Annotated in this window: 25 protein-coding genes and 2 pseudogenes; 5 read left to right on the top strand and 22 right to left on the bottom strand. The window is 35.3% G+C overall.

From position 1 onward, the window contains the following. Nucleotides 1-181: 181 nt before the first annotated feature. The 17 genes from BVG17_RS10560 to BVG17_RS08155 form a co-directional block, all read right to left on the bottom strand. The coding region (locus tag BVG17_RS10560; RefSeq protein ID WP_143688990.1) for a phage tail tape measure protein at nucleotides 182-1,904 on the bottom strand (1,723 nt) is incomplete at its 3' end. A gap of 109 nt (nucleotides 1,905-2,013) precedes the next feature. Beyond that, entirely contained in the window at nucleotides 2,014-2,271 is a 258-nt protein-coding gene (locus tag BVG17_RS10555) for a phage tail assembly protein (RefSeq protein WP_006015605.1), read from the bottom strand. A gap of 131 nt (nucleotides 2,272-2,402) precedes the next feature. Beyond that, entirely contained in the window at nucleotides 2,403-3,302 is a 900-nt protein-coding gene (locus BVG17_RS10550; RefSeq protein WP_063631161.1) for an Rpn family recombination-promoting nuclease/putative transposase, read from the bottom strand. A 95-nt stretch (nucleotides 3,303-3,397) separates the two neighbouring features. Further along, entirely contained in the window at nucleotides 3,398-3,904 is a 507-nt protein-coding gene (locus BVG17_RS10545) for a phage major tail tube protein (RefSeq protein WP_006015599.1), read from the bottom strand. Nucleotides 3,905-3,919: 15 nt separating this feature from the next. Then, nucleotides 3,920-5,095: a phage tail sheath subtilisin-like domain-containing protein gene (locus BVG17_RS10540; RefSeq protein WP_010405438.1), complete on the bottom strand. Its 1,176-nt coding sequence runs from the start codon at nucleotides 5,093-5,095 to the stop codon at nucleotides 3,920-3,922. A 317-nt stretch (nucleotides 5,096-5,412) separates the two neighbouring features. Further along, a complete protein-coding gene (locus tag BVG17_RS10535) occupies nucleotides 5,413-6,789 on the bottom strand; it encodes a hypothetical protein (RefSeq protein ID WP_143688972.1) in 1,377 nt (458 codons plus the stop codon). Further along, on the bottom strand, nucleotides 6,786-6,980 hold the full coding sequence (locus tag BVG17_RS10530; protein WP_006015580.1) for a hypothetical protein: 195 nt from the start codon (nucleotides 6,978-6,980) through the stop codon (nucleotides 6,786-6,788). The genes BVG17_RS10535 and BVG17_RS10530 overlap by 4 nt, the downstream gene beginning before the upstream one ends. A 134-nt stretch (nucleotides 6,981-7,114) precedes the next feature. After that, nucleotides 7,115-8,837 (bottom strand): phage tail tape measure protein (locus BVG17_RS08200; protein WP_143688990.1); only part of this gene is annotated, 1,723 nt, incomplete at its 3' end. 109 nt (nucleotides 8,838-8,946) lie between these two features. Continuing rightward, nucleotides 8,947-9,204, bottom strand: coding sequence for a phage tail assembly protein (locus BVG17_RS08195; RefSeq protein WP_006015605.1), 258 nt, complete (start codon nucleotides 9,202-9,204; stop codon nucleotides 8,947-8,949). A gap of 131 nt (nucleotides 9,205-9,335) precedes the next feature. Beyond that, entirely contained in the window at nucleotides 9,336-10,235 is a 900-nt protein-coding gene (locus BVG17_RS08190) for an Rpn family recombination-promoting nuclease/putative transposase (RefSeq protein ID WP_063631161.1), read from the bottom strand. A gap of 95 nt (nucleotides 10,236-10,330) precedes the next feature. Further along, the gene (locus BVG17_RS08185; RefSeq protein ID WP_006015599.1) at nucleotides 10,331-10,837 is read right to left on the bottom strand and encodes a phage major tail tube protein; all 507 of its coding nucleotides are present in this window, start codon (nucleotides 10,835-10,837) and stop codon (nucleotides 10,331-10,333) included. A 15-nt stretch (nucleotides 10,838-10,852) separates the two neighbouring features. Further along, nucleotides 10,853-12,028, bottom strand: coding sequence for a phage tail sheath subtilisin-like domain-containing protein (locus tag BVG17_RS08180; protein WP_010405438.1), 1,176 nt, complete (start codon nucleotides 12,026-12,028; stop codon nucleotides 10,853-10,855). Nucleotides 12,029-12,345: 317 nt separating this feature from the next. After that, nucleotides 12,346-13,722: a hypothetical protein gene (locus tag BVG17_RS08175; protein ID WP_143688972.1), complete on the bottom strand. Its 1,377-nt coding sequence runs from the start codon at nucleotides 13,720-13,722 to the stop codon at nucleotides 12,346-12,348. Beyond that, nucleotides 13,719-13,913, bottom strand: a complete 195-nt coding sequence (locus BVG17_RS08170; protein ID WP_006015580.1) for a hypothetical protein — start codon at nucleotides 13,911-13,913, stop codon at nucleotides 13,719-13,721. Before BVG17_RS08170 ends, BVG17_RS08175 begins: the two co-directional genes overlap by 4 nt. A 4-nt stretch (nucleotides 13,914-13,917) precedes the next feature. Next, a complete protein-coding gene (locus BVG17_RS08165; protein ID WP_006015576.1) occupies nucleotides 13,918-15,114 on the bottom strand; it encodes a hypothetical protein in 1,197 nt (398 codons plus the stop codon). 5 nt (nucleotides 15,115-15,119) lie between these two features. Next, nucleotides 15,120-17,048: a DUF4815 domain-containing protein gene (locus BVG17_RS08160; protein ID WP_010405443.1), complete on the bottom strand. Its 1,929-nt coding sequence runs from the start codon at nucleotides 17,046-17,048 to the stop codon at nucleotides 15,120-15,122. Between the two features lie 6 nt (nucleotides 17,049-17,054). Then, complete coding sequence (locus BVG17_RS08155; protein WP_010405444.1) at nucleotides 17,055-17,738, bottom strand: hypothetical protein; 684 nt, start codon at nucleotides 17,736-17,738, stop codon at nucleotides 17,055-17,057. A gap of 145 nt (nucleotides 17,739-17,883) precedes the next feature. On the opposite strand from BVG17_RS08155, the gene BVG17_RS08150 reads away from it, so the two are divergent. Together BVG17_RS08150 and BVG17_RS08145 are read left to right on the top strand one after the other, a co-directional pair. Next, entirely contained in the window at nucleotides 17,884-19,119 is a 1,236-nt protein-coding gene (locus tag BVG17_RS08150; RefSeq protein ID WP_143688742.1) for a hypothetical protein, read from the top strand. After that, nucleotides 19,079-20,149, top strand: a complete 1,071-nt coding sequence (locus BVG17_RS08145; protein WP_143688741.1) for a hypothetical protein — start codon at nucleotides 19,079-19,081, stop codon at nucleotides 20,147-20,149. The genes BVG17_RS08150 and BVG17_RS08145 overlap by 41 nt, the downstream gene beginning before the upstream one ends. A 328-nt stretch (nucleotides 20,150-20,477) precedes the next feature. Here BVG17_RS08145 and BVG17_RS08140 read toward each other — a convergent pair whose 3' ends face one another. From BVG17_RS08140 to BVG17_RS08125, 3 genes and pseudogenes are all read right to left on the bottom strand, one after another. Then, nucleotides 20,478-20,972 carry a hypothetical protein gene (locus BVG17_RS08140; RefSeq protein ID WP_143688740.1) on the bottom strand — a complete coding sequence of 165 codons (495 nt, stop codon included), beginning with the start codon at nucleotides 20,970-20,972 and terminating at the stop codon, nucleotides 20,478-20,480. A gap of 19 nt (nucleotides 20,973-20,991) precedes the next feature. Continuing rightward, nucleotides 20,992-21,357: pseudogene (locus BVG17_RS08135) on the bottom strand (AAA family ATPase); the annotation flags it as partial. Between the two features lie 380 nt (nucleotides 21,358-21,737). After that, nucleotides 21,738-22,421, bottom strand: coding sequence for a hypothetical protein (locus tag BVG17_RS08125; RefSeq protein ID WP_010405444.1), 684 nt, complete (start codon nucleotides 22,419-22,421; stop codon nucleotides 21,738-21,740). A 381-nt stretch (nucleotides 22,422-22,802) separates the two neighbouring features. On the opposite strand from BVG17_RS08125, the gene BVG17_RS08120 reads away from it, so the two are divergent. The 3 genes and pseudogenes from BVG17_RS08120 to BVG17_RS08110 all read left to right on the top strand — a co-directional run. Next, nucleotides 22,803-23,294, top strand: a complete 492-nt coding sequence (locus tag BVG17_RS08120; protein ID WP_143688971.1) for a sigma-70 RNA polymerase sigma factor region 4 domain-containing protein — start codon at nucleotides 22,803-22,805, stop codon at nucleotides 23,292-23,294. A gap of 84 nt (nucleotides 23,295-23,378) precedes the next feature. Further along, nucleotides 23,379-24,188, top strand: a complete 810-nt coding sequence (locus tag BVG17_RS08115; protein ID WP_143688970.1) for an ATP-binding protein — start codon at nucleotides 23,379-23,381, stop codon at nucleotides 24,186-24,188. A 23-nt stretch (nucleotides 24,189-24,211) separates the two neighbouring features. Continuing rightward, a pseudogene (locus tag BVG17_RS08110) lies at nucleotides 24,212-24,460 on the top strand (AAA family ATPase); the annotation flags it as partial. Between the two features lie 37 nt (nucleotides 24,461-24,497). Here BVG17_RS08110 and ltrA read toward each other — a convergent pair. Both ltrA and BVG17_RS10070 read right to left on the bottom strand, forming a co-directional pair. Continuing rightward, nucleotides 24,498-25,769 carry a group II intron reverse transcriptase/maturase gene (gene ltrA / locus BVG17_RS08105; protein ID WP_143688811.1) on the bottom strand — a complete coding sequence of 424 codons (1,272 nt, stop codon included), beginning with the start codon at nucleotides 25,767-25,769 and terminating at the stop codon, nucleotides 24,498-24,500. Nucleotides 25,770-25,812: 43 nt separating this feature from the next. After that, nucleotides 25,813-25,935, bottom strand: coding sequence for a hypothetical protein (locus BVG17_RS10070; RefSeq protein ID WP_255446080.1), 123 nt, complete (start codon nucleotides 25,933-25,935; stop codon nucleotides 25,813-25,815). Nucleotides 25,936-26,054 lie beyond the last annotated feature (119 nt).

Genomic DNA, 26,054 nt, shown 5'->3' with positions numbered 1-26,054 from the left:
GATTCAAGTAATAATCACTCGCAAATTTTTGACTTTAGGACGATAAATAACCGTTCCACTTAAAACCAATTTTATCCTTGTCTCATTGCCATTAAAGTTTGATAGCACATGAGTTCTCTCCACCCAATTTTCTCCAATTGGTTTTCCTGATGTTAAATTTACTAATTGCCATTTTTCTCCNCGAGTGTTATTGCTCTTAGTCCTGTTACTACTGCAGGAAAAACTGTAGCTGATAAAAATGAAAATACTCCAAGTAGGTTTGCTTTCAGACTAAAAATCGTACTTCCTAGCAATGTAAATCCGTATCCTAGTCCTACTGCTACAATTTTTAAACTTATCAAGGATGCTACAGTACCCATGATCGCCGTGGTTAAAGTTGGATATTTTTCTGCAAACTCTGCTATATATCTAGTTTTTTCTTGTAAAAATTCAGCTATAGATTTTAAAGTAGGCAACATCACTGAGCCCAGGTTCATACCAACTTCAGCTATTGCATTTCGAAGAAGTCGTAATTTATTAGCTGTAGTGTCTGCACGATTTTTGAATTCTTCTTGTAGAGAGCTCTTGTACTTTTCTGTATTAGCCAATAACTTTATTGCATCCTCATACTTATTAAAACTTCCAGCTAATAATGCAATATCATCTTGATATTCCTGACCGAAAAGTTTCATAAGGATTGTAGAACGTTCCTGGTTATCCATTTTCTTTAGAGTTTGAAAAAAATAGAGTAATGCTTCTTCGCCGTTTTCGCTTATTCTTTGTACTATTTCTTCTGCAGTTATTCCCATTTGCTCTAATGCTGCTTTAAAATCCCCTCCTTGTTCTTCAGCAGTCTGAAGTTTACTAAGTAGAGCATTTATAGCAGTTGCAGCTTTTTCAGGTGTTTTACCTAAGCTAATGAAAGCATTTGCTAAACTACTTGTTTTCTCGATATCCAAACCAAACTGCTTTGCAGTACCACCAACTATTGCTAGAGTTTCAACCATATCTCTTGCTTTAGCAGCAGTGTTATCTGATAAGTGGTTGATCACATTACCAACATGTTCCATTTTACTAACATCAATGCCATAAACGTTAGAGAGTTTAGCTATAGAATCACCTGCTTGCTCTGCAGACATATCAAATGCTGTAGACATTTTTGCCACTGTTTCTGTAAACATAAAAAGATCTTCTTTCTTGATACCAAGTTGACCACCACTTGCAGCTATTTGTGCCAGTTCTGCGGCTGATAATGGTATAGTGCGTGACATCTCTTTTAACTTCTTTGCAAATTTAGTTGCTTCATCCGTTCCTTTTTTAAAATCTACCACTTTTGTAACATCAGCCATAGCACTTTCAAAGTCAATCGCAACTTTAACTGGAGCTGCAAGCGTTAGCCCTAGCCCAATAGTCTCTATAATTTGTGACTTAAAATGTGCTTTGCTTGCTAAAAAACTTTGGTGACTACGTATTGCAGACCCAAGCTTACCATACTTACCTTTTAGCACTTCAATAGAAGAACCAAGTTTATATTGATCACTTACTAATGACTTAATATTTCTTCCACTTTTCCTTACTTCTTCATTAAATGAATGCAAAGCATCTCTCTTTTTCAAATATGCTTCTTTTGCTTTTGTTGCAGAAAACTTAGCTTTATCAAATTCAGCTTTTAAAGTTTTGCTCGGTTTCTCTATTGCTTTCATTTGTTTAGCTAAAGATTTTACTTGATCTTCAAAGCCCTTCCACGACCTCCTGCTAGTCAAAACATCACTACCCAACTGCTTAAATTTTGATACTGATTTTAAAGATGAGTCAAGCTTTCTTATGTTCTCACCAAGATGAGTAAGTTGACTACTACTGCCCTTTATTACAGTATTAAAACTGCCATCAAGTACTGCACCTATTTTTATCGATAATACTGACATTTGAACTCCCTAGCTAATTTGCTCCATAAAATAAATTCACTAATCTCCATATCAAGTATTTGTTCAACTCCGCCTCCTACAACAGAGCTGAACATTAATACTTCTGACCTCAAGTTCTTTGAATAACTGGTGAAAAAAAATCCTTGAGCACCTCTTGTACTTTAACATAATCAGCAATATCTAACTCCTCAATTGATTCTTTTGCCACTGATGTTAAGTTCGCTGTCAGAGTGACTTCTTTACTTAGATCACTACCATTTAAGCGTTCAATTGCAAGATAATCTCTAACTTTTGGACGTCTAACGGTAAGTTCTGAGACAGAAATTCCATCAACTGTAATTGGGTTATTAAGTGTTATAGCTTGCATGTTCCTCCTTAAAAATTAATTAAATAAAAGTCTGCTTGGCTTTTACATAACTAATTTTTTTTACTATAGTTTTTGTGTTTGATTAACGACCCTTTATACTAAATTTCTCAATATAAAAATGATAATAGGGTTTATTTTTCCTCAACTTGGATTAATTCTTGAACTTCATCGACAGAAAGACCTGTACACTTGACAATAGTGCTAATATCAACATTATTAGTCAACATCGCTTTTGCAACTTCAATCTTTCCTTCAATCTTTCCTTCAATCTTTCCTTCAATCTTTCCTTCTTTTTTGGCATCATCAAGTTTTTGAGCAAGAGCAGCCTGCTCATCACGAATACGCTTGACCTCTTGTTCGTAGGCTATAAATTCTTTTTCTGACCAGTTGAACCTATTTAGCTCTTCATAAGCTTTTTTGATTATTACGTCACTTCCTATTATCCTTTCCAGCTCTTCTTCACCTGTTTCGTCAGCGTACTTAAAAAAATATACCCACTTCTCAACTATATTTGAAAGCTGATCTTCTTTAGTTTTGGGAAATTTAGGCAATTCAATAAATACAAAGTAAAAATCTTTTAGATCATGTTCATTAGTATCTTCATCGCGAATAGTGTGCTTTGATCTATACTCAGACTTATCAGGAAACAGTATACAATCTGCTATAGCAATAAAAATAATTTCCTTAAGATCATGGTATTGATCACCCTTGTCAGCTTGTCTTGAATAGGCTTTAGCAGCATAGTACTGAGCTCGTTTTTCAAAGCCTTTGGTTTTAGCGACCTGCATCTCAATTATCCATTGCACTCCTGTTGAATCTCTACATAGCACGTCAACAATACTTTGCTTTTTAGAGGCAATCTCAGGATCTTGAATAGTACTTAAGAACTCTATATCCTGTATTGCATTTTTGCCAGTAAAATTCAAAATATCATTGAGGAAGTGAATGAGGATGTCTTTATTCTTTTCTGTACCAAAGATACGACGAAATGCTATATCATTTTTAGGATCGAGAAATTTAGATAAAGCCATAGCAAAAATGCCTAAAAAACGTTAATAATTATACAGTATTATTAGTAATTTTTCAATAAAAAAGTGGTTGTATAAAAAGGCATCCATCTATTCCATTAAATCCCTAAAATCGTTTGCAGCAAGGCCATTTGATCAACACCATTTATCTTTCTCATCATATTTTCAGCATCGATTTCTATCAGCTCATTGCCACTTATCGTAAGTTTATAGTAATGGGCAGCTACCGTGCATTTGAGAGTGGCTTTTTCAGCAGGTTTCCAGCTACCAAAATCAAATTCCTTGAATATGCCCCTAAGGTTGATAATTACTCCTTCAATATCATTGTTTCCGCTGCCTTGTAATCCTCCTCTTAGCGTCAAAGATACCGAATTTCCATTTATCAACCCAAATAGCCGAAAGAGCTCTGTATCGTATTCAGAAAAAGTGAAATCTGCTTCAAGTTTCTCCATCCCCATATCTATATTTACTGGAATATCCATACCACCAGCTCTATATTCCTCAGTTTTAATGGTGAGCTTCGGCAAGGTTATCTCATCTATTTTTCCTGCATAACCACGACCATCTACGAATACATTAAAATTCTTTAAAATCTTCGGTAACATCTCTTTCTCCCATTTTTATAATATTGTACCACTCACAAGATGTGACCTGAAAGTAATCTGTTCTGCTGGATATGGCGGTGTAAACTCAAAATCAAAAAACACTTTTCCACTTGCAATGTTTGCCGGCGTATTGAGTTCTGGTGTTGCATAACATTTTCCGCTGATAATTGCCCCCTGTGCTTTCAGATGCGCAAGATAAGAATTCACCCCCTCAATTACATCATCTATATAAGTTTTGGTAATATTGCGATCAACTGCCCATAGATGAGCTCGAAGTAAACTATCATTGATTAAATCTGCAGTACGCCTCACTGACAGAAAAGCCCATTTCGAATCATTTGAACATGTTCTATTTCCCCAAAGCCTATAGCCATTTTGATGAATTATCGTTGTTACTTCATTTTCATTTAAGTGGTTTGCTCTACAATTTGTATTACCGAGCGTAAAATCAATAGGCCTGCTTGTTCCAACAATACCGTTTATTTCTTTATTTGAAGGTGAGTGCCAGAATCCTTGTTCGCTATCTACTTTCGCTATTAAACCAGCTACAAACGGGCTTGCTGGCAAAATTTCTTCTTCAATAAGTACCTTAACCCAAGGATCAATAATATAAACTCTTGAGCTACCTACACTTTTTCTCCACTTGATTGCTTCTTCATCATTAGTATTTGGTCCATCTGCAACAATAATTGCTCTTAATTTTTCTGCTATAGGAATTAATGCTGAAACCACTGAATTTTTGCCATCTTCTGGTAGTTGGTGAGTAAATTGAGGTGCAATTAATATTCTTGGAGCAATATGAACTATGCTTTCACTACTGAGGAATGCCTCTATCCCTTGATACTCTCCAGTCTCTTTATCAACACCGCCAATTATATTTTGGATAGTTTCACTTTCTTTGAGCTTTGAATCGCTGTTTTCACTTTCTTTAACTCGAATAACTACTACTGTTGCACCAATTTGGGAAAATACTCCATTTACTGCTGAAAAAAGAGTCCCCTTTTTGCCAAGTTTTACCGCTTCTTTTAAGCTTCCTGCAATTAACACTGGTTTATTTAGCGGAAATTTTTGCTCATCGGCTTCAGGTGCAGTACCAATTACACCTATCACTGATGATTTAGCTGTACGCACTGATCTTGTCCCTGAGGTAACCTCAATAACATTTACCCCATGTAAAAATTGTTCTGTCATAGCTATTATAAACTTTCTAAAGAATTCTTCACTTGCTTTTTAAAATTGTTAAGAAAACTCTTTGATTTTCTTTTGATTACTACTTTTTAAGATTTAGTATATTTATTAAAATAAAGACAAAAACTAGAAAATATAGAAAACTACGCATTTTGTAATAAGTCTTCTTGAATATTCTTTTCACTTCGTTTAATACTCTTTTGTTAAATAGTAACTTTTTTTACCAATAAAAATTCTTTGGTGCCTATGGCTTGTTTTTAAGCTCTAATATCTTACGTAGTGAAAGATACAAGTATTTTGGTTTCAACTTATATATTTTTTTAATGCCAAAGTTTATATGTTGCATCTAACCCTGGACATTGCCAAGCTCTTAGCGTCCTCTCTACGTCCACCTCAAGCCCTGTAGTTAAAAAATTGCTGCGAAAATTGTATATTCCCCACTGTATAAATTGACCATAGATTGTGCTATACGCATGCTCACTTGCAAAGAACTCAGGTGTCTCACCAACTCTTTCACCTTCTGAGTGAAGATTGGATGACGTATAAAGTAACACTGTAACGGTTTTTCCTGCTGGAATGATTATGTTACCTAATCCAATAAATTCAGAACTGCTAATTTCATGCTGATAAATACGTGTCCAAGTAATTCTCGAAATCTCTGACTTCCTTGTATTAGTTCTATCAGGTGTACCTATAAATAATCCTGCTCCCCCATAATTAACTTCATCTTTATACCACATTGCAGATCCAACAAAGTTTATAGTTTTACTTATATCTACATTGCTTGTGTTTTTTACGAATATTACTCCCAGTGCAGCATAAGGGTATTTCAGCATATTGAATTGCTCAGAAAATCCATCATACATGAATCTTGGGTATGATTCTCCATAGATAAATGTACCTTTGCTTCCCTCTAAAAAGCACAATTGTCTTGGCAGATAAAAACTAACATAGCTTGTATCATATGTGTGAGTACCTGCTAGTAGTTGTAACATATAGTCTGTTTTTGTTATATCACTACTCCACTGACCAAGCTCAGTTGTAAAAGTTCCGTGACCAAAGTAATTATTTTTTCTACTTAGTACACCAAATAAAAAAGGTAATGCTCCAGGTTCAATCATGTGACGATTTCTTACTTCTTTCATGATCGATGAACCGCTTGGCACATCATTAACAGTACGGAAGTTATTCACTAAACCTTTTAGACCATCTTTATGATCATTGCCAACACTGTTTATTGCTGCAATATTGGCATTCTTTCTCGTATCAAGTAGCGATAAATTTGTTGTTCCTTTTTCATCAATTCTCTTTAATAACTGCTTCTCTGATTCAGAGATCACTGCTAAAGAACTAGCTTTTTTATTATCCAGATCAGTTAAGTGTTTTCTTGCACTATCAAGAAGTTCTTTTAGCTTACGATCTGTCATTTGTACAATTTCAGAGACCGCACTTTTGTCGACTATTGATTCCAATGCTTTAGCAAGATATGCAAGCTGATCTGGAGTACTATTTACCGCTAAATCCTTAAGTCTTTTTTGTAGTGTATCAATTATCCCTTTTACTTCAGTCATCTGTACAACGTTGGCAATAGCTTTTTTATCTGCTATCAATTCCAGAGATTTTGCAAGATATGCAAGTTGATCAGGTGTGCTGGTTGCTGCTAAATCCTTTATCCTTTGGTATATTGCTTCTTTCATTCCCAAAAATTCAAAAAAGTTTCAAATCTAAATCGTTTAAAATTATTTTTTAGTTGATTATGTTTATCTTCTCTTTCGGTAATATCTTCATCTATTTTTTCTATAGCTCTTCGAATACGTACTACATCTTCCACTGCAATGTTTTCTGGATGTGGTAGTGTATATCCTCGTTTGCTTTGGTTATTTGGCATTGATTCAAGTAATAATCACTCGCAAATTTTTGACTTTAGGACGATAAATAACCGTTCCACTTAAAACCAATTTTATCCTTGTCTCATTGCCATTAAAGTTTGATAGCACATGAGTTCTCTCCACCCAATTTTCNCGAGTGTTATTGCTCTTAGTCCTGTTACTACTGCAGGAAAAACTGTAGCTGATAAAAATGAAAATACTCCAAGTAGGTTTGCTTTCAGACTAAAAATCGTACTTCCTAGCAATGTAAATCCGTATCCTAGTCCTACTGCTACAATTTTTAAACTTATCAAGGATGCTACAGTACCCATGATCGCCGTGGTTAAAGTTGGATATTTTTCTGCAAACTCTGCTATATATCTAGTTTTTTCTTGTAAAAATTCAGCTATAGATTTTAAAGTAGGCAACATCACTGAGCCCAGGTTCATACCAACTTCAGCTATTGCATTTCGAAGAAGTCGTAATTTATTAGCTGTAGTGTCTGCACGATTTTTGAATTCTTCTTGTAGAGAGCTCTTGTACTTTTCTGTATTAGCCAATAACTTTATTGCATCCTCATACTTATTAAAACTTCCAGCTAATAATGCAATATCATCTTGATATTCCTGACCGAAAAGTTTCATAAGGATTGTAGAACGTTCCTGGTTATCCATTTTCTTTAGAGTTTGAAAAAAATAGAGTAATGCTTCTTCGCCGTTTTCGCTTATTCTTTGTACTATTTCTTCTGCAGTTATTCCCATTTGCTCTAATGCTGCTTTAAAATCCCCTCCTTGTTCTTCAGCAGTCTGAAGTTTACTAAGTAGAGCATTTATAGCAGTTGCAGCTTTTTCAGGTGTTTTACCTAAGCTAATGAAAGCATTTGCTAAACTACTTGTTTTCTCGATATCCAAACCAAACTGCTTTGCAGTACCACCAACTATTGCTAGAGTTTCAACCATATCTCTTGCTTTAGCAGCAGTGTTATCTGATAAGTGGTTGATCACATTACCAACATGTTCCATTTTACTAACATCAATGCCATAAACGTTAGAGAGTTTAGCTATAGAATCACCTGCTTGCTCTGCAGACATATCAAATGCTGTAGACATTTTTGCCACTGTTTCTGTAAACATAAAAAGATCTTCTTTCTTGATACCAAGTTGACCACCACTTGCAGCTATTTGTGCCAGTTCTGCGGCTGATAATGGTATAGTGCGTGACATCTCTTTTAACTTCTTTGCAAATTTAGTTGCTTCATCCGTTCCTTTTTTAAAATCTACCACTTTTGTAACATCAGCCATAGCACTTTCAAAGTCAATCGCAACTTTAACTGGAGCTGCAAGCGTTAGCCCTAGCCCAATAGTCTCTATAATTTGTGACTTAAAATGTGCTTTGCTTGCTAAAAAACTTTGGTGACTACGTATTGCAGACCCAAGCTTACCATACTTACCTTTTAGCACTTCAATAGAAGAACCAAGTTTATATTGATCACTTACTAATGACTTAATATTTCTTCCACTTTTTCTTACTTCTTCATTAAATGAATGTAAAGCATCTCTCTTTTTCAAATATGCTTCTTTTGCTTTTGTTGCAGAAAACTTAGCTTTATCAAATTCAGCTTTTAAAGTTTTGCTCGGTTTCTCTATTGCTTTCATTTGTTTAGCTAAAGATTTTACTTGATCTTCAAAGCCCTTCCACGACCTCCTGCTAGTCAAAACATCACTACCCAACTGCTTAAATTTTGATACTGATTTTAAAGATGAGTCAAGCTTTCTTATGTTCTCACCAAGATGAGTAAGTTGACTACTACTGCCCTTTATTACAGTATTAAAACTGCCATCAAGTACTGCACCTATTTTTATCGATAATACTGACATTTGAACTCCCTAGCTAATTTGCTCCATAAAATAAATTCACTAATCTCCATATCAAGTATTTGTTCAACTCCGCCTCCTACAACAGAGCTGAACATTAATACTTCTGACCTCAAGTTCTTTGAATAACTGGTGAAAAAAAATCCTTGAGCACCTCTTGTACTTTAACATAATCAGCAATATCTAACTCCTCAATTGATTCTTTTGCCACTGATGTTAAGTTCGCTGTCAGAGTGACTTCTTTACTTAGATCACTACCATTTAAGCGTTCAATTGCAAGATAATCTCTAACTTTTGGACGTCTAACGGTAAGTTCTGAGACAGAAATTCCATCAACTGTAATTGGGTTATTAAGTGTTATAGCTTGCATGTTCCTCCTTAAAAATTAATTAAATAAAAGTCTGCTTGGCTTTTACATAACTAATTTTTTTTACTATAGTTTTTGTGTTTGATTAACGACCCTTTATACTAAATTTCTCAATATAAAAATGATAATAGGGTTTATTTTTCCTCAACTTGGATTAATTCTTGAACTTCATCGACAGAAAGACCTGTACACTTGACAATAGTGCTAATATCAACATTATTAGTCAACATCGCTTTTGCAACTTCAATCTTTCCTTCAATCTTTCCTTCAATCTTTCCTTCAATCTTTCCTTCTTTTTTGGCATCATCAAGTTTTTGAGCAAGAGCAGCCTGCTCATCACGAATACGCTTGACCTCTTGTTCGTAGGCTATAAATTCTTTTTCTGACCAGTTGAACCTATTTAGCTCTTCATAAGCTTTTTTGATTATTACGTCACTTCCTATTATCCTTTCCAGCTCTTCTTCACCTGTTTCGTCAGCGTACTTAAAAAAATATACCCACTTCTCAACTATATTTGAAAGCTGATCTTCTTTAGTTTTGGGAAATTTAGGCAATTCAATAAATACAAAGTAAAAATCTTTTAGATCATGTTCATTAGTATCTTCATCGCGAATAGTGTGCTTTGATCTATACTCAGACTTATCAGGAAACAGTATACAATCTGCTATAGCAATAAAAATAATTTCCTTAAGATCATGGTATTGATCACCCTTGTCAGCTTGTCTTGAATAGGCTTTAGCAGCATAGTACTGAGCTCGTTTTTCAAAGCCTTTGGTTTTAGCGACCTGCATCTCAATTATCCATTGCACTCCTGTTGAATCTCTACATAGCACGTCAACAATACTTTGCTTTTTAGAGGCAATCTCAGGATCTTGAATAGTACTTAAGAACTCTATATCCTGTATTGCATTTTTGCCAGTAAAATTCAAAATATCATTGAGGAAGTGAATGAGGATGTCTTTATTCTTTTCTGTACCAAAGATACGACGAAATGCTATATCATTTTTAGGATCGAGAAATTTAGATAAAGCCATAGCAAAAATGCCTAAAAAACGTTAATAATTATACAGTATTATTAGTAATTTTTCAATAAAAAAGTGGTTGTATAAAAAGGCATCCATCTATTCCATTAAATCCCTAAAATCGTTTGCAGCAAGGCCATTTGATCAACACCATTTATCTTTCTCATCATATTTTCAGCATCGATTTCTATCAGCTCATTGCCACTTATCGTAAGTTTATAGTAATGGGCAGCTACCGTGCATTTGAGAGTGGCTTTTTCAGCAGGTTTCCAGCTACCAAAATCAAATTCCTTGAATATGCCCCTAAGGTTGATAATTACTCCTTCAATATCATTGTTTCCGCTGCCTTGTAATCCTCCTCTTAGCGTCAAAGATACCGAATTTCCATTTATCAACCCAAATAGCCGAAAGAGCTCTGTATCGTATTCAGAAAAAGTGAAATCTGCTTCAAGTTTCTCCATCCCCATATCTATATTTACTGGAATATCCATACCACCAGCTCTATATTCCTCAGTTTTAATGGTGAGCTTCGGCAAGGTTATCTCATCTATTTTTCCTGCATAACCCCGACCATCTACGAATACATTAAAATTCTTTAAAATCTTCGGTAACATCTCTTTCTCCCATTTTTATAATATTGTACCACTCACAAGATGTGACCTGAAAGTAATCTGTTCTGCTGGATATGGCGGTGTAAACTCAAAATCAAAAAACACTTTTCCACTTGCAATGTTTGCCGGCGTATTGAGTTCTGGTGTTGCATAACATTTTCCGCTGATAATTGCCCCCTGTGCTTTCAGATGCGCAAGATAAGAATTCACCCCCTCAATTACATCATCTATATAAGTTTTGGTAATATTGCGATCAACTGCCCATAGATGAGCTCGAAGTAAACTATCATTGATTAAATCTGCAGTACGCCTCACTGACAGAAAAGCCCATTTCGAATCGTTTGAACATGTTCTATTTCCCCAAAGCCTATAGCCGTTTTGATGAATTATCGTTGTTACTTCATTTTCATTTAAGTGGTTTGCTCTGCAATTTGTATTACCGAGCGTAAAATCAATAGGCCTGCTTGTTCCAACAATACCGTTTATTTCTTTATTTGAAGGTGAGTGCCAGAATCCTTGTTCGCTATCTACTTTCGCTATTAAACCAGCTACAAACGGGCTTGCTGGCAAAATTTCTTCTTCAATAAGTACCTTAACCCAAGGATCAATAATATAAACTCTTGAGCTACCTACACTTTTTCTCCACTTGATTGCTTCTTCATCATTAGTATTTGGTCCATCTGCAACAATAATTGCTCTTAATTTTTCTGCTATAGGAATTAATGCTGAAACCACTGAATTTTTGCCATCTTCTGGTAGTTGGTGAGTAAATTGAGGTGCAATTAATATTCTTGGAGCAATATGAACTATGCTTTCACTACTGAGGAATGCCTCTATCCCTTGATACTCTCCAGTCTCTTTATCAACACCGCCAATTATATTTTGGATAGTTTCACTTTCTTTGAGCTTTGAATCGCTGTTTTCACTTTCTTTAACTCGAATAACTACTACTGTTGCACCAATTTGGGAAAATACTCCATTTACTGCTGAAAAAAGAGTCCCCTTTTTGCCAAGTTTTACCGCTTCTTTTAAGCTTCCTGCAATTAACACTGGTTTATTTAGCGGAAATTTTTGCTCATCGGCTTCAGGTGCAGTACCAATTACACCTATCACTGATGATTTAGCTGTACGCACTGATCTTGTCCCTGAGGTAACCTCAATAACATTTACCCCATGTAAAAATTGTTCTGTCATAGCTATTATAAACTTTCTAAAGAATTCTTCACTTGCTTTTTAAAATTGTTAAGAAAACTCTTTGATTTTCTTTTGATTACTACTTTTTAAGATTTAGTATATTTATTAAAATAAAGACAAAAACTAGAAAATATAGAAAACTACGCATTTTGTAATAAGTCTTCTTGAATATTCTTTTCACTTCGTTTAATACTCTTTTGTTAAATAGTAACTTTTTTTACCAATAAAAATTCTTTGGTGCCTATGGCTTGTTTTTAAGCTCTAATATCTTACGTAGTGAAAGATACAAGTATTTTGGTTTCAACTTATATATTTTTTTAATGCCAAAGTTTATATGTTGCATCTAACCCTGGACATTGCCAAGCTCTTAGCGTCCTCTCTACGTCCACCTCAAGCCCTGTAGTTAAAAAATTGCTGCGAAAATTGTATATTCCCCACTGTATAAATTGACCATAGATTGTGCTATACGCATGCTCACTTGCAAAGAACTCAGGTGTCTCACCAACTCTTTCACCTTCTGAGTGAAGATTGGATGACGTATAAAGTAACACTGTAACGGTTTTTCCTGCTGGAATGATTATGTTACCTAATCCAATAAATTCAGAACTGCTAATTTCATGCTGATAAATACGTGTCCAAGTAATTCTCGAAATCTCTGACTTCCTTGTATTAGTTCTATCAGGTGTACCTATAAATAATCCTGCTCCCCCATAATTAACTTCATCTTTATACCACATTGCAGATCCAACAAAGTTTATAGTTTTACTTATATCTACATTGCTTGTGTTTTTTACGAATATTACTCCCAGTGCAGCATAAGGGTATTTCAGCATATTGAATTGCTCAGAAAATCCATCATACATGAATCTTGGGTATGATTCTCCATAGATAAATGTACCTTTGCTTCCCTCTAAAAAGCACAATTGTCTTGGCAGATAAAAACTAACATAGCTTGTATCATATGTGTGAGTACCTGCTAGTAGTTGTAACATATAGTCTGTTTTTGTTATATCACTACTCCACTGACCAAGCTCAGTTGTAAAAGTTCCGTGACCAAAGTAATTATTTTTTCTACTTAGTACACCAAATAAAAAAGGTAATGCTCCAGGTTCAATCATGTGACGATTTCTTACTTCTTTCATGATCGATGAACCGCTTGGCACATCATTAACAGTACGGAAGTTATTCACTAAACCTTTTAGACCATCTTTATGATCATTGCCAACACTGTTTATTGCTGCAATATTGGCATTCTTTCTCGTATCAAGTAGCGATAAATTTGTTGTTCCTTTTTCATCAATTCTCTTTAATAACTGCTTCTCTGATTCAGAGATCACTGCTAAAGAACTAGCTTTTTTATTATCCAGATCAGTTAAGTGTTTTCTTGCACTATCAAGAAGTTCTTTTAGCTTACGATCTGTCATTTGTACAATTTCAGAGACCGCACTTTTGTCGACTATTGATTCCAATGCTTTAGCAAGATATGCAAGCTGATCTGGAGTACTATTTACCGCTAAATCCTTAAGTCTTTTTTGTAGTGTATCAATTATCCCTTTTACTTCAGTCATCTGTACAACGTTGGCAATAGCTTTTTTATCTGCTATCAATTCCAGAGATTTTGCAAGATATGCAAGTTGATCAGGTGTGCTGGTTGCTGCTAAATCCTTTATCCTTTGGTATATTGCTTCTTTCATTCCCAAAAATTCAAAAAAGTTTCAAATCTAAATCGTTTAAAATTATTTTTTAGTTGATTATGTTTATCTTCTCTTTCGGTAATATCTTCATCTATTTTTTCTATAGCTCTTCGAATACGTACTACATCTTCCACTGCAATGTTTTCTGGATGTGGTAGTGTATATCCTCGTTTGCTTTGGTTATTTGGCATTGATTCAAGTAATAATCACTCGCAAATTTTTGACTTTAGGACGATAAATAACCGTTCCACTTAAAACCAATTTTATCCTTGTCTCATTGCCATTAAAGTTTGATAGCACATGAGTTCTCTCCACCCAATTTTCTCCAATTGGTTTTCCTGATGTTAAATTTACTAATTGCCATTTTTCTCCCCCTTTAGCGCTTTGTTCCACATATGATTTTACATCTGCAGTGCCAGGTATTAATGCATCATACGTTATGGTAACCTTAGTATTGGATCCTGCGGTAATGCTCCTAGTTACATAATCTCCAGACTCTGAAAGATTACCCATAACTAACTGTAACCCAGGATAAAGAACTGGACTTTTTTCTTGCCCTCCTTTTAGGCTTGCTTTTACCGTTAGCTCTCCAGATAATCTTTCACGCAATGCAAGTGGCAAATTATCAGACAGAAAGTTTTCTCTTCCCTCTTCGTCTGTTAAAATAAATTCTACATTGGTATCAAATGCTACTTTTTCAACATTTGTTAAAACTATTAAATCTGATACGTTATTCGCATTGACTTTGCCAAGATTAAAAAGGTGAAAAAGTTCGCTAAATTTTGCAGCTAGTAATCGAAACGTTAAATCTAAATTTTGATGTGGTGTCCACGTACTTGCATTGCTTGATGAGAGTAATACTCCTACTTGATATGGTTGACTTGTTACCCACCTACTATTTACTGCATCATATTTGCCAAGTTCTGCTATTTTTACTGCAGTATCTGCATCATCAGTGAGTAGCACTATTGCATACTCTTGTCCTGCATGGCAAAACACTGGTGACCAAGTAATACGTGTTGCTGTACCATCTACCTTTATATCTTTTGGCTCAATATAGCTTTCAGCGATAACAGTTTGTGAGGGCATTCCCACTGCTGTTTCTCTAGTCTGAACAACAACACGTTTTTTGCCTTTATTTATAAACCATAGCTCCACACCTCCTATGTGCCTACTTTCATTTAGCGTAAATGTTTGCGCTAATGGATCAACTCGTCTTGCTGCGATAACTCTTCTTCTTTCTTCTATGGTAATAGTTTTTTTACCAGTATAAGTTGTCTCTCCATAGCTTCCTTTATCCCCATAAAACTGTACTAATTTAGTACCTGCTGGAATGTTTGCTGGGATTTTTATCTTTCCCTTTAATTTTCCTTGGTTGTTAGCTGTTAACATCTTTTTTATGCTGTAGGTTGAATGCTCATACCGTCAAATTTTATCTCCTTAAGCCTCTCATTTGGCTCAAAACCTTCAATTTCAAAATCTTGTACCGCTTCTCTCATAAATTCAGCTTCATACGAAGTACTTGACAGCAGCTCTGTTGTTTCTTTAACATTAAATACTCTCGTTACTGGACTTTTCCAATTCGTGGTAACCTCTGTCCAGTGATCTATATTTTTATTTAGAGTAATTTGTGCCGGGACTGGATCAAAAGCTTGATATGGATTGATCTTTTCTCCTTTGGTCTGTAAAAGCTGCTCCAGTACCGGTTCAAGTTCATACGGCAACAAATAAGTTTTTTCTCCTCCATCAATATCAGCAATCGTTACATCTATTGGTAAAATTAATTCCTTGTTTACTATCGCTGCAGACTGCGAAATTCCTTGATCACGCATATCATCATCGAAGAACGAATCAACAAATACTCCTTTTTTGGTGGTAGGTTCTCTTGAATTTGCATCACTGCGTAGACGTTCCTCTGCAACCAGCGCATAAAGATCATTTATTCCTTTTTTCATTGCTTCAAGCTCATTCATCGGTACAGCATGAATAGCATTATTCACTATTTTTACCCCTTCTCCGTTTTTCCATGTTTGGTGAATGTAGCAGAGCAGAAGTTGTCCACTAGGCGCTCTAGGCATTGATGGTCGCCAAGGGTGAGCTATACCTTTTATTCTCCTTACCACCCCTTTGCTATCGATAGTAATTAAATCAAAACGGGGCATTTTCCAAGTGTAATCAATCAGAACCAAGCTGTTATCAACTGCACCTTTTACTTTACACCCCTCTTCACTTATATCTTCAGGGCTTACGTGGGTACGGCAACGATAGGTTATTTGATAACTACTTCCAGGAGCTGGTTCTTTGCCTGGTAATGACCAATCAACATTTCCTGCGTTTAATTTATAATCTACACTATTTTCATAAATTACATTGCCTTGTTTAGCTTGAATAATCTCAAGTACTGCAGAGTCAGGTATTGGATCAATGGCTCCTGAATATGAACCATGAGTAATGGTAATAGTTTTTTGAATAGTGATATCTACTTTTTTAATTTCACTTATTGGGAAATCATTAACTTTAAGCTCCATTACCCTTTGGCTATTTGGCTGAAAAGTATGTGGTTCTGATTCAACTGATTTTATATCTGGATCTTCATCAAAAGAAATGCGAATACTGTGAGGTAACTCAATCTCATAGCCATCAACATGAGCTTTGCCCTCATTAATCACAAATATTTTTTTTCCTCCTTCTCCCTCTTCCTTTTGCAGGAACATTACTTCAAGACCATTTACGACGTAGGAACCATTTGCCTCTTTGTCATAACGAGCAAGAGCGGTAGTTACTATATTTGCTTGTGGTGGCGGTGAATGTTCTATTAATACTCCATTTTCAATGTTATAGATTGGATAAAACTCTCCTTCAGAAAAACGTGGAGAAAGACCTTCTGCTTGATAACCCCAAATGGTGGAAATTTTAAGCCTTGCAGCTCCTACTTCCTGATAGTTTCTTGTACCAATAGCAGGATCACGAAGGTTTTCATCCTCAAGTTCTGTAATCGTAGATTCTACATAATAAACACCTATGCGAACTGTGGTACTCAGTGGAATAACAAATTCTTCTTTTTCGACTTTTCTAACTGCACCGCGCAGATAGATTTTTCCTGATTCAAGCGTAACTTTACCAGTTTCTCTATCTATAATACAATTGCTTCCTGTTATAACATCGCCATCACGAAATATTGCATCGCCTATGCCTTTAAGCTTAGAGAGAGCATATTCTTGCGTCTCATTTAATTCTGCTGACTGTAGACCTCTTCCAGCAAGAAACAAGCTTTTTTCGTATTCTTTGTCAGGATTAAAGCGGTTATAATAACTATTTAAGGTCATTTTGTTTCAAAAAGTTACAACGAATGAAAAAGTTTCCCGAGTTGCTGCAGTTCTAATAAGTGGTACAGTGTGTTCTAAAACTAACAAAATTCCAGGATCTTCTACATCTTTTGGCTCAAAATATCTCTGTCCAGGAGGTGCTTTCTTCTTTACCTGTGTACCAACCATAACCCCGAGTTCCCTGATAACTTGATTTGCTGCATCCGTGAAATCGAAAGTGAATTTGAGAAAAAGATTATTGGTTGGTACATTCGATGGTTTAAACCTTCCAGAAGGAGTTATAAGTTCGCCGTTTTCATCACCTGTGCAGAATAGCACTTCATCTGCAGTACGTCTGCCAAGTTCATTCAAGAGCTTTATAGAATTTATAGGTTCAGGTGGTGTGCTTTGAATGTACTCTATGGTAACTTTATCACTTGCTGGAATAGAGCTGTTTTCCGTACGTTTTATTATACCACTACTGCTCTCAACTATATAGTCAATACTGGATTGATACACTGTTTGTCCTGTAAAAACCCTTACATCTTTAATAGTGTGGTAATCTAGAGCTATTTCACCCTCAATAAAAACTTTTTCGACCTGATGGCTACTTTCCCAGCTCGTATCACCACTGCCCCAGGCAAGATGTAGAGATTGCTCTTTTATACTTGCTGCTATTGCTGCTCTTCCTGACTGTGTAAGAATTGACATTTGAAAATTTGACTCCTGTATATATATTCACCAAAATTACAAAAACTGTTCAGTTTTTTTAGGAAAATTCTTCTTTTTTTCATAATAAATTTTTGTTGACTAATCTTTAATCTATTTTAGACATAATATATTTACTTTTAGATATATGATAGCTAGTGAGGAGTTTTGGGAAAGCAGTTTAGAAATGCCAGTATCCTTTTTGCTTAAGGACTTTCAAAATCCAAGTTTACGTGAAAGTTGGCTTGATTCTCTTTCTGGTAGACAATTAAGTGTGATCTTTAACCATTACTTTCAGAATAAACAAAACAGGCAATTATTTAAAGACTACGAAAAATGCGATGATATTTCAACTCAACAAAAACGCAAGATGCTTATTAAAATTTCTGAATCTCTGTTTGATTATTATTTAGTCAATCGTTTTAGTCGTACAAAATCAGAAACAACTATAGCTGAAGTAGCACAGTCTGTATTAGGCCAAGATCTTCTGAAGTCATTTCTGCTACAAAATAACAAATATGACAAAAAGTCCTTGTTGTTCACTCTCTTTATAACTAATCGTAACTTACTAAAACAAATTTTCTGCTTTAATCAAGTACAGAAAAAAGGGTTTTTACCTTTCATATTAAAAAATCCTCCAAGACAAAAGTCCACTTCATTTAAGGATTTTTTATCAGAAAGTACAATACAGCAAATATTAAAACAGCATGATCTATTTGAAAATGATAGTTTTGAAAGTCAGTTTCAAGAACTCTTTTACTACCAAAATAGTATTTACTTATTTATACGACGTGCTAGTAAAGATGAGGATTTATTAATCAGTTCAAATAAGGTAATACACGGTTATAAACCTAGTAGAATTATTATTGACTTTGCTTTAAATGCTAACCAAGTAAACTTATCTATTCAAAGTTTTGATCAAGGATTAAAAATAGCAAATAGAATAGTAAGCTGTTATTTTCAGCGAGAATGTTCATTTACTAACATGCGCCACCAAAATACAACAGCACAAGTGAGGACTTTTTTGAATGACTGTGTAAAACAACATGTACCTGATATTCACCTATTTGAATTGAAATTTGGTCCATCTAAATCTAAAACTAATCTTACGTTAAACACAGATAATATTGAAGAGTGGTTGCAGAAAATAGAGCCTTCGGTTGGTAGTGTACTGCATGATGTTTCACTTGTTCAGCATATCAAAGTATTGTTCAAAAGTAAAAAAGTTACTTTATCCTTTCAGACAGACACGCAATACGCAAATTATATAGAAATTGATTACTCAGAATATGTTCTCAATAGAAAAGAACGAGATGATTTTAAGTCTTTAATTAGAGATAGCTATGGAATTACCGTTTTGTCGAGAACACTCTCAAGATATTGATACTATGTTAATAAATAGGTCCTGGGTAAATCCTAACGAGAACTATATAAAGGCTGCAGAGCATCTCAGTCAGCTTGATTTTGTTAAACTTGAGAAGTATTATTTCGTTGTTTGCGCTAATGATTTAGATCTTGATTTTCCAAATATACAAAATCCTTATTGCAAAAACGAGGTTATCATTCCTCATGGTTTTGATGAAGATTGTGATGATCTAGCTTGCGAGGATTGTGGTCGTGATATTTTTCCTGATACTTATAAAAAACAGCGTTATCTTGTGCTTTCAATAAAACTTAATACGGAAAAAATTATAAGTTGGTTTGAAAAACTATTAATAGGACTCATATGGGAAAAGGCGGCAAATGGGATATATCATATAAGCTTTAAAAGTAAAATAGTAAGCATTATAATACCAATTTTATGTACTGATAAGTCATATTTAACTGTAGATAGGTTAAGAGCTAATGTTGCTGTTCTTATAACTTTTGGAAAGGTAGACCTAAAAACATTGTTAACCCTATACACTGTTCCCATGGCCGATTTAATTTGTGAACAAAAAACTCTAAATCAAATACTAAGCGAAGCAGTTGAAAAAGGAGTACCAGAATTATTACCTAACGTTTCTTTTCAAGCATTTCCTTGTATTCCACTACAAAAAACAGTTCATCAGGAGAAAAAAATATTAAGGTTGAAAATTATAGATAATACTATTTATGTTAATGACGTTGAAATTATAGGCAAACAAGCAACTTCAAGCATCCGCATCTTTAGAGTATTACTTAAACAATTTTTGCGTGACTTGGAAGAAGCTAAAGAATATAAATTTCTTAGTATCATTCAAATAGCAGATAGTTTAGGTATTGAAGACCCAGAACAGCAGGTGCGCAGACCTCTTAACAGAATGCAAAAAACAATAGCAGAAAAGCTAGCTAGCACCTTGGGACTAAATATAAGACGAGATGATGTGATACAAGCATGTAACTGGTCAGGCTACCGGCTTAATCCATCTACCATTAACTTAAGTGCTAGCTAAGCTCCTTAGTCAATGTTGGACAGAAAACGCAGAAGGATACTTCTCTAAAATATACAGATACAATTCTTCAGCGCTTTTTTTGTCACCTGCAATGAAAGTAAAAAATTCAACTACGTCTCCTTTAATTTTGGCTACAATCTCCTGCTCTTTCTCCTGTTGTCTCAACTATTATTTTATCTCCACGTGAATCTCCAATGTAAAACTCACCGCCAGGTAGTAAATGGAGTTTCAATTCTATCAATTACTAACGCTTTTATTTCTTCTAGAGATCTATTCATAAAAGGTGCCCTTCAATAATTTATGATAAAAAAATGATTCTTTTATTCGCTTAGAATGGAATCCAGTCATCCTTCTGAGTTTCATTCGGAGTAATGATCGTATCAATTCTGTTCCTGTCTCCGTACCTATTATCGGCCTCAATTCCCACTTTTGCCATAAACTCTAGTCCATTTAAATCTGCAATGGAGTTGATTTTTCTAGCAACAACTGCTTTTTCTGAAGTGTCATGTGGATGAATGTTCCGTGCTGACTCCAAAATACTTCTAAGCATAGAACGACCCATTTCTCCCCAAGTATCTTCTCCTTCAACGCTTGCTTTGCCACTTTTAATACCAATTACTTGATAAATCTTACGTTTTGTATATGGACCTTCAGTGACCGTAAATTCAGCGTTTAAATAGATGCTGCCAGTAGTATAGCTTTTAGTGAACCAAATTTCATAACCTCCAGGCTTAATAGCCATTTTGACTTTTACCGTTGTACCTTTAGGTATTAAATTACTTTGCGACTTTGCAGTGTTAAAATCAGTTAAATCTTGTAACATATATTATCTCCTATAAAAATTAACTATTCCATTTATCCACAAGTTGCCAATGGCCATTTAGTTTATCGACAAGCTTACTTGGCACACGTTCACCATTACGCAACTCAAATACTATTTGACGGACAGTGCTTCCTTCATCTTGACTGAACATCACCATTCCTGTAGTGTAGAAGCCCCTTAAGGACCCAGCACCGCTTAAACCTTGAAATGGATCTTCTTCTAACATTTTTTTGGATAATTTTTTTGTATGATGAGTAAGTACTACGCTGGCATCTGGATTAATAACATTTCTCAGTTTTTCAAGTGTTTTTTGCAAGAAGAATAGCATAGCGCTGTTGTCATTTTCGTTGCCATATTCACTTGAGTTAAAGATATTACGAAGAGGTAGGGTCGAGAACTGGCGCGCCTCTTTAGGGCTTGGTGGCTGATCCATTATTTTCATGTTGGGCCTCAATCCAAAATTCCCATGTTTACGTTTCCAGCTCCCGCCTCGTCAAACGCAGCATGCAGTTTTCCCGCACTACGCTTTCCTAGCAGATTCTTACCAAAGTTTATAACATCTTGTACTGGGGCTGCTTTCGGAACGTAATATCTTAATCTATAGTCTTTATATAGACCTAGTGTTTCGTATATCCATTCGCTACTCCACCTCTCCCAGCCAAATCCTTTTGCTTTTCTANGACCTCTTCCAGCAAGAAACAAGCTTTTTTCGTATTCTTTGTCAGGATTAAAGCGGTTATAATAACTATTTAAGGTCATTTTGTTTCAAAAAGTTACAACGAATGAAAAAGTTTCCCGAGTTGCTGCAGTTCTAATAAGTGGTACAGTGTGTTCTAAAACTAACAAAATTCCAGGATCTTCTACATCTTTTGGCTCAAAATATCTCTGTCCAGGAGGTGCTTTCTTCTTTACCTGTGTACCAACCATAACCCCGAGTTCCCTGATAACTTGATTTGCTGCATCCGTGAAATCGAAAGTGAATTTGAGAAAAAGATTATTGGTTGGTACATTCGATGGTTTAAACCTTCCAGAAGGAGTTATAAGTTCGCCGTTTTCATCACCTGTGCAGAATAGCACTTCATCTGCAGTACGTCTGCCAAGTTCATTCAAGAGCTTTATAGAATTTATAGGTTCAGGTGGTGTGCTTTGAATGTACTCTATGGTAACTTTATCACTTGCTGGAATAGAGCTGTTTTCCGTACGTTTTATTATACCACTACTGCTCTCAACTATATAGTCAATACTGGATTGATACACTGTTTGTCCTGTAAAAACCCTTACATCTTTAATAGTGTGGTAATCTAGAGCTATTTCACCCTCAATAAAAACTTTTTCGACCTGATGGCTACTTTCCCAGCTCGTATCACCACTGCCCCAGGCAAGATGTAGAGATTGCTCTTTTATACTTGCTGCTATTGCTGCTCTTCCTGACTGTGTGAGAATTGACATTTGAAAGTTTGACCCCTGTATTATATATATACACGGTTGCTCAACAATTCGTCCAAATAATGTAAAAAAAGTTTAAATAATTTTAAGGCAGCTTTTGAAAATCAACTAAATCATAGAAAATAAATCCTATATTTGAGCAAGATTTTTGAAAATCAGCCAGCCTTTCCCATTAGCTTTTACATTTTCAAATTTCAGCAATTCACTTTCAATTTTCATATAAGCAGTCTGTCTTATTTAATTTTAGAGAAGTCTTATTTGATCTATTAATAAAATAATTATTGTCTTATTTTATTTTTCATAATAGATAAACTATTCTTATTTAAATTCTGCAGAGTCTCGAAAGAAGAATTAGTAATAAATCTTTGATTATTCGAGGTTTTTATGAAATCTAAAAATTCTTTTTCAGGCATTGATCCAATAATTGTTAAATATATAAAGTACTATGCTAGCTGTCTTAATCATACTAACTGCTTTATTGATAAGAGTCTTGAAGATATAGAGCTGGAACTTTTTTGTGAGGTTTGGCCTTGCCTTAGTCTGTATGATAAAACAAGAAGTAGCTTTAATACTTTTGTTGCTAATTTAACTAGACGTCGTGCTCGTAACCTCTTGCGTAACCAACTATGCACTAAACGTCAGATTAACTTTGGTATTGATGATAACATACCAGATTCTAAATATCTTGAAGATGATATAATGGTATACATTGACGTAAAAAATATAATCTCAAAATTACCGAAATCTCATAGAAAAATATGTGAGCTGCTTAAGGTTTCTACTATTACTGAAGCTTCAAAAACAACAGGTATACCAAAAACAACTGTCTACAACATTTTAAAGCAGATACGGGATAAATTTTCATCTTTAAAATGAGATCTTCTCGAACTTTTTTTATAAGTTTTGGACGAATTACATAGGTCACCGTGTATATATCTAGGTAGTTAAACCAGGAGAAAAATGAAAATAATTGGTAGAAATGAACGACTGAAGATGCAAACAGGAACGAAAATTGTGATCTTTGGTCCTTATGGAATTGGCAAAACTAGTTTACTTAAAACTCTTGATGAATCAACAACACTTTGCCTTGATTTTGAAGCAGGACTTCTAGCTGTACAAGACTGGAAAGGAGATTCAATCAATATGCGCACTTGGAATGAGGCCAGAGACATTGCTTGTCTTATTGGTGGTCCTAATCCTGCGCTGAAATCTGATCAAGCGTATAGTCAAAAACACTATGAGCATGTCTGTAGCAAGCACAAAGATCTTCTTTCTGAAGTTTCTAAATACCAATGCATCTTTGTAGATAGTATAACCGTTGCTTCACGTTTATGTCTATTATGGTCAAGAATGCAACCTGAGTGTTTTTCTGATAGATCGGGAAAAGAAGACAAAAGAGCTGCTTATGGATTACTTGCTCAAGAGATGATGGCTTGGCTCAATCAGTTTCAACATATCAGAGATAAAGACATCATCATAGTTGGCACATTAGGTCAATATCTAGATGACTGCAATCGTCCAACTTGGCTACCTCAATGTGAAGGAGCTAAAACTGCTAGTGAGATTCCAGGTATTGTTGATGAGGTGATCAGCATGGTTGGAATTAAGAAAGATAATGGCACAGAAGTACGTTCATTTATCTGTCAGACTATTAATACTTGGGGATACCCAGCTAAAGATCGAAGTGGCTGTCTGAGTATGGTTGAAGAACCACATTTGGGTAAATTACTTGCGAAAATTAAAGCCAAAACTTTGGCTCCTATTGCTTAATTAAAAATTGGAGAATAATTATTATGGAACAAAGCTTTTTCAATATCGGTCAAAAAATCCCTTTCTTCAGCGTAAAGGAGTATTTAAGTGATCAAACGCCAATACCAGAAGATATCATCTGTCCTAGAATTTTAACGAAAAGAGGTTTATTGGTACTGGGTGGCCCACCTAAAATCGGCAAAAGTGACTTTTTGATCTCTTGGCTTGTTCATATGGCTGCTGGTAGATCATTTCTTGGTATGACACCAAGGGAGAGTAGACCAGTGGAACTTCCCCTACCAGTCTCTCGCAGAACTGTACATAAACCTCTCAGCTTATACAGCTCCCATTATTTAGCCTTTTTGACCCTAAACCTAGTGTCCAATGATAGAAAATATTTGGAGACCTATCTCTCACCTTTCCTAGAAATTGTCTTGCTAGTCTTCCGTGACTCCTGAGTCTCTTATATTTCCTTTTGACCCACTTTTCTAGATGCCGCTCTACATTCTTTAGAGATTTGTAGACCTCAGTTCTGTAAAATTTGCCATAGTACTGATACCAGCCTCTGACTATTGGATTTACTTTTCCTGATATCTCCTCTAATGTTATATGCGTATTTCGTAGCATTTTCCATGATCTTATGGTTGTAGTAATCTTTTTCTTGGCCTTGTTGCTAATTGCTGGGAGAAATGAAACAAAATGCTTCCCTATTTTATTTCTTGCTAACCTGGGTCTGAATGTGTAACCCAGAAAATCAAAACTTTGTTTAGGAAATTCATCTCTCCTATTGTCATCCTTACAGTACACTATCTGTGTCTTTTTAGGATGTAATTTCAACCTATACTCAGCCAATCTCTCTTCGATCATTACTTTCACAAATCCTGTCTGTTTCTCTGTTCTGCAGTGCACTATCGCATCGTCCACATATCTCTCAAATGGTACCGTCGGATAGTTCTTTTTCATCCATATATCAAACACATGATGCATGAATATATTAGAGATGATTGGGCTAACTGAACCTCCTTGCGGAACTCCTTTATCCCTAACTACTTTACTGCCATCTGCAAGTTGTATAGGGGATTTCATCCACCTTTCAACATATAGTATGACCCATTTGCAGTCTGTGTGTTTCTTGATAGCTTGCAAAACTAATTCGTGATCCAGATTGTCGAAGAACCCTGATATATCAAGGTCTACCACCCAATCGTACTTCCAGCATCTCTTACGCGCTGTATCTACCGCATCCAATGCTGATTTATTCGATCTATAACCATATGAATCCTCATGGAATTTTGGCTCCACTAACGGTTCGAGATACATTGTTGCTGCTGTTTGCGCTATCCTATCTGATACTGAAGGAACACATAAAATTCTTTGTCCTCCTCCCATATCTTTCGGTATTGCTACAGCTTTTACAGGCTCTGGAAAATAACTTCCGGATGACATACGATTCCATAGTTTGTATAGATTATCTTTTAGATTTTCCTCAAACTTTGTTATCGAAACCCCATCTACACCAGCAGCACCTCTATTTTTCGATACTTGTTTATAAGCTCTCCAAATAAGTTTCTTTGGTATATCACAAGACTTTGTTTTATTCATTAACTCCTCCCTTTCGGTTGATAAATAACTAAAACTAAATAACTCAGCTCCTTCGCTCCATTTCCATTACAGAAACTTCTTCACTACTACGAGCTGATCCGCCCCTGTTTTCCGCATCGGTACTCTCATCCTCAGAGATCAGCTCCTTGGATTTCTCCCTTATCATCGAAACGACAGGTTCCCGCAGTTCCACGCAATAGCCCAAAATAGATTCATGCCACCTCTATGCCGGACGCCATCTATCCAGTAAACAAGCTCCCGATAGATTTATCCCAGGTTAAGTCT

Origin of the sequence: Wolbachia endosymbiont of Laodelphax striatellus, assembly GCF_007115015.1 — a bacterium.
Classification (GTDB): domain Bacteria; phylum Pseudomonadota; class Alphaproteobacteria; order Rickettsiales; family Anaplasmataceae; genus Wolbachia.
This window is presented reverse-complemented; position numbering and strand designations above follow the sequence as displayed.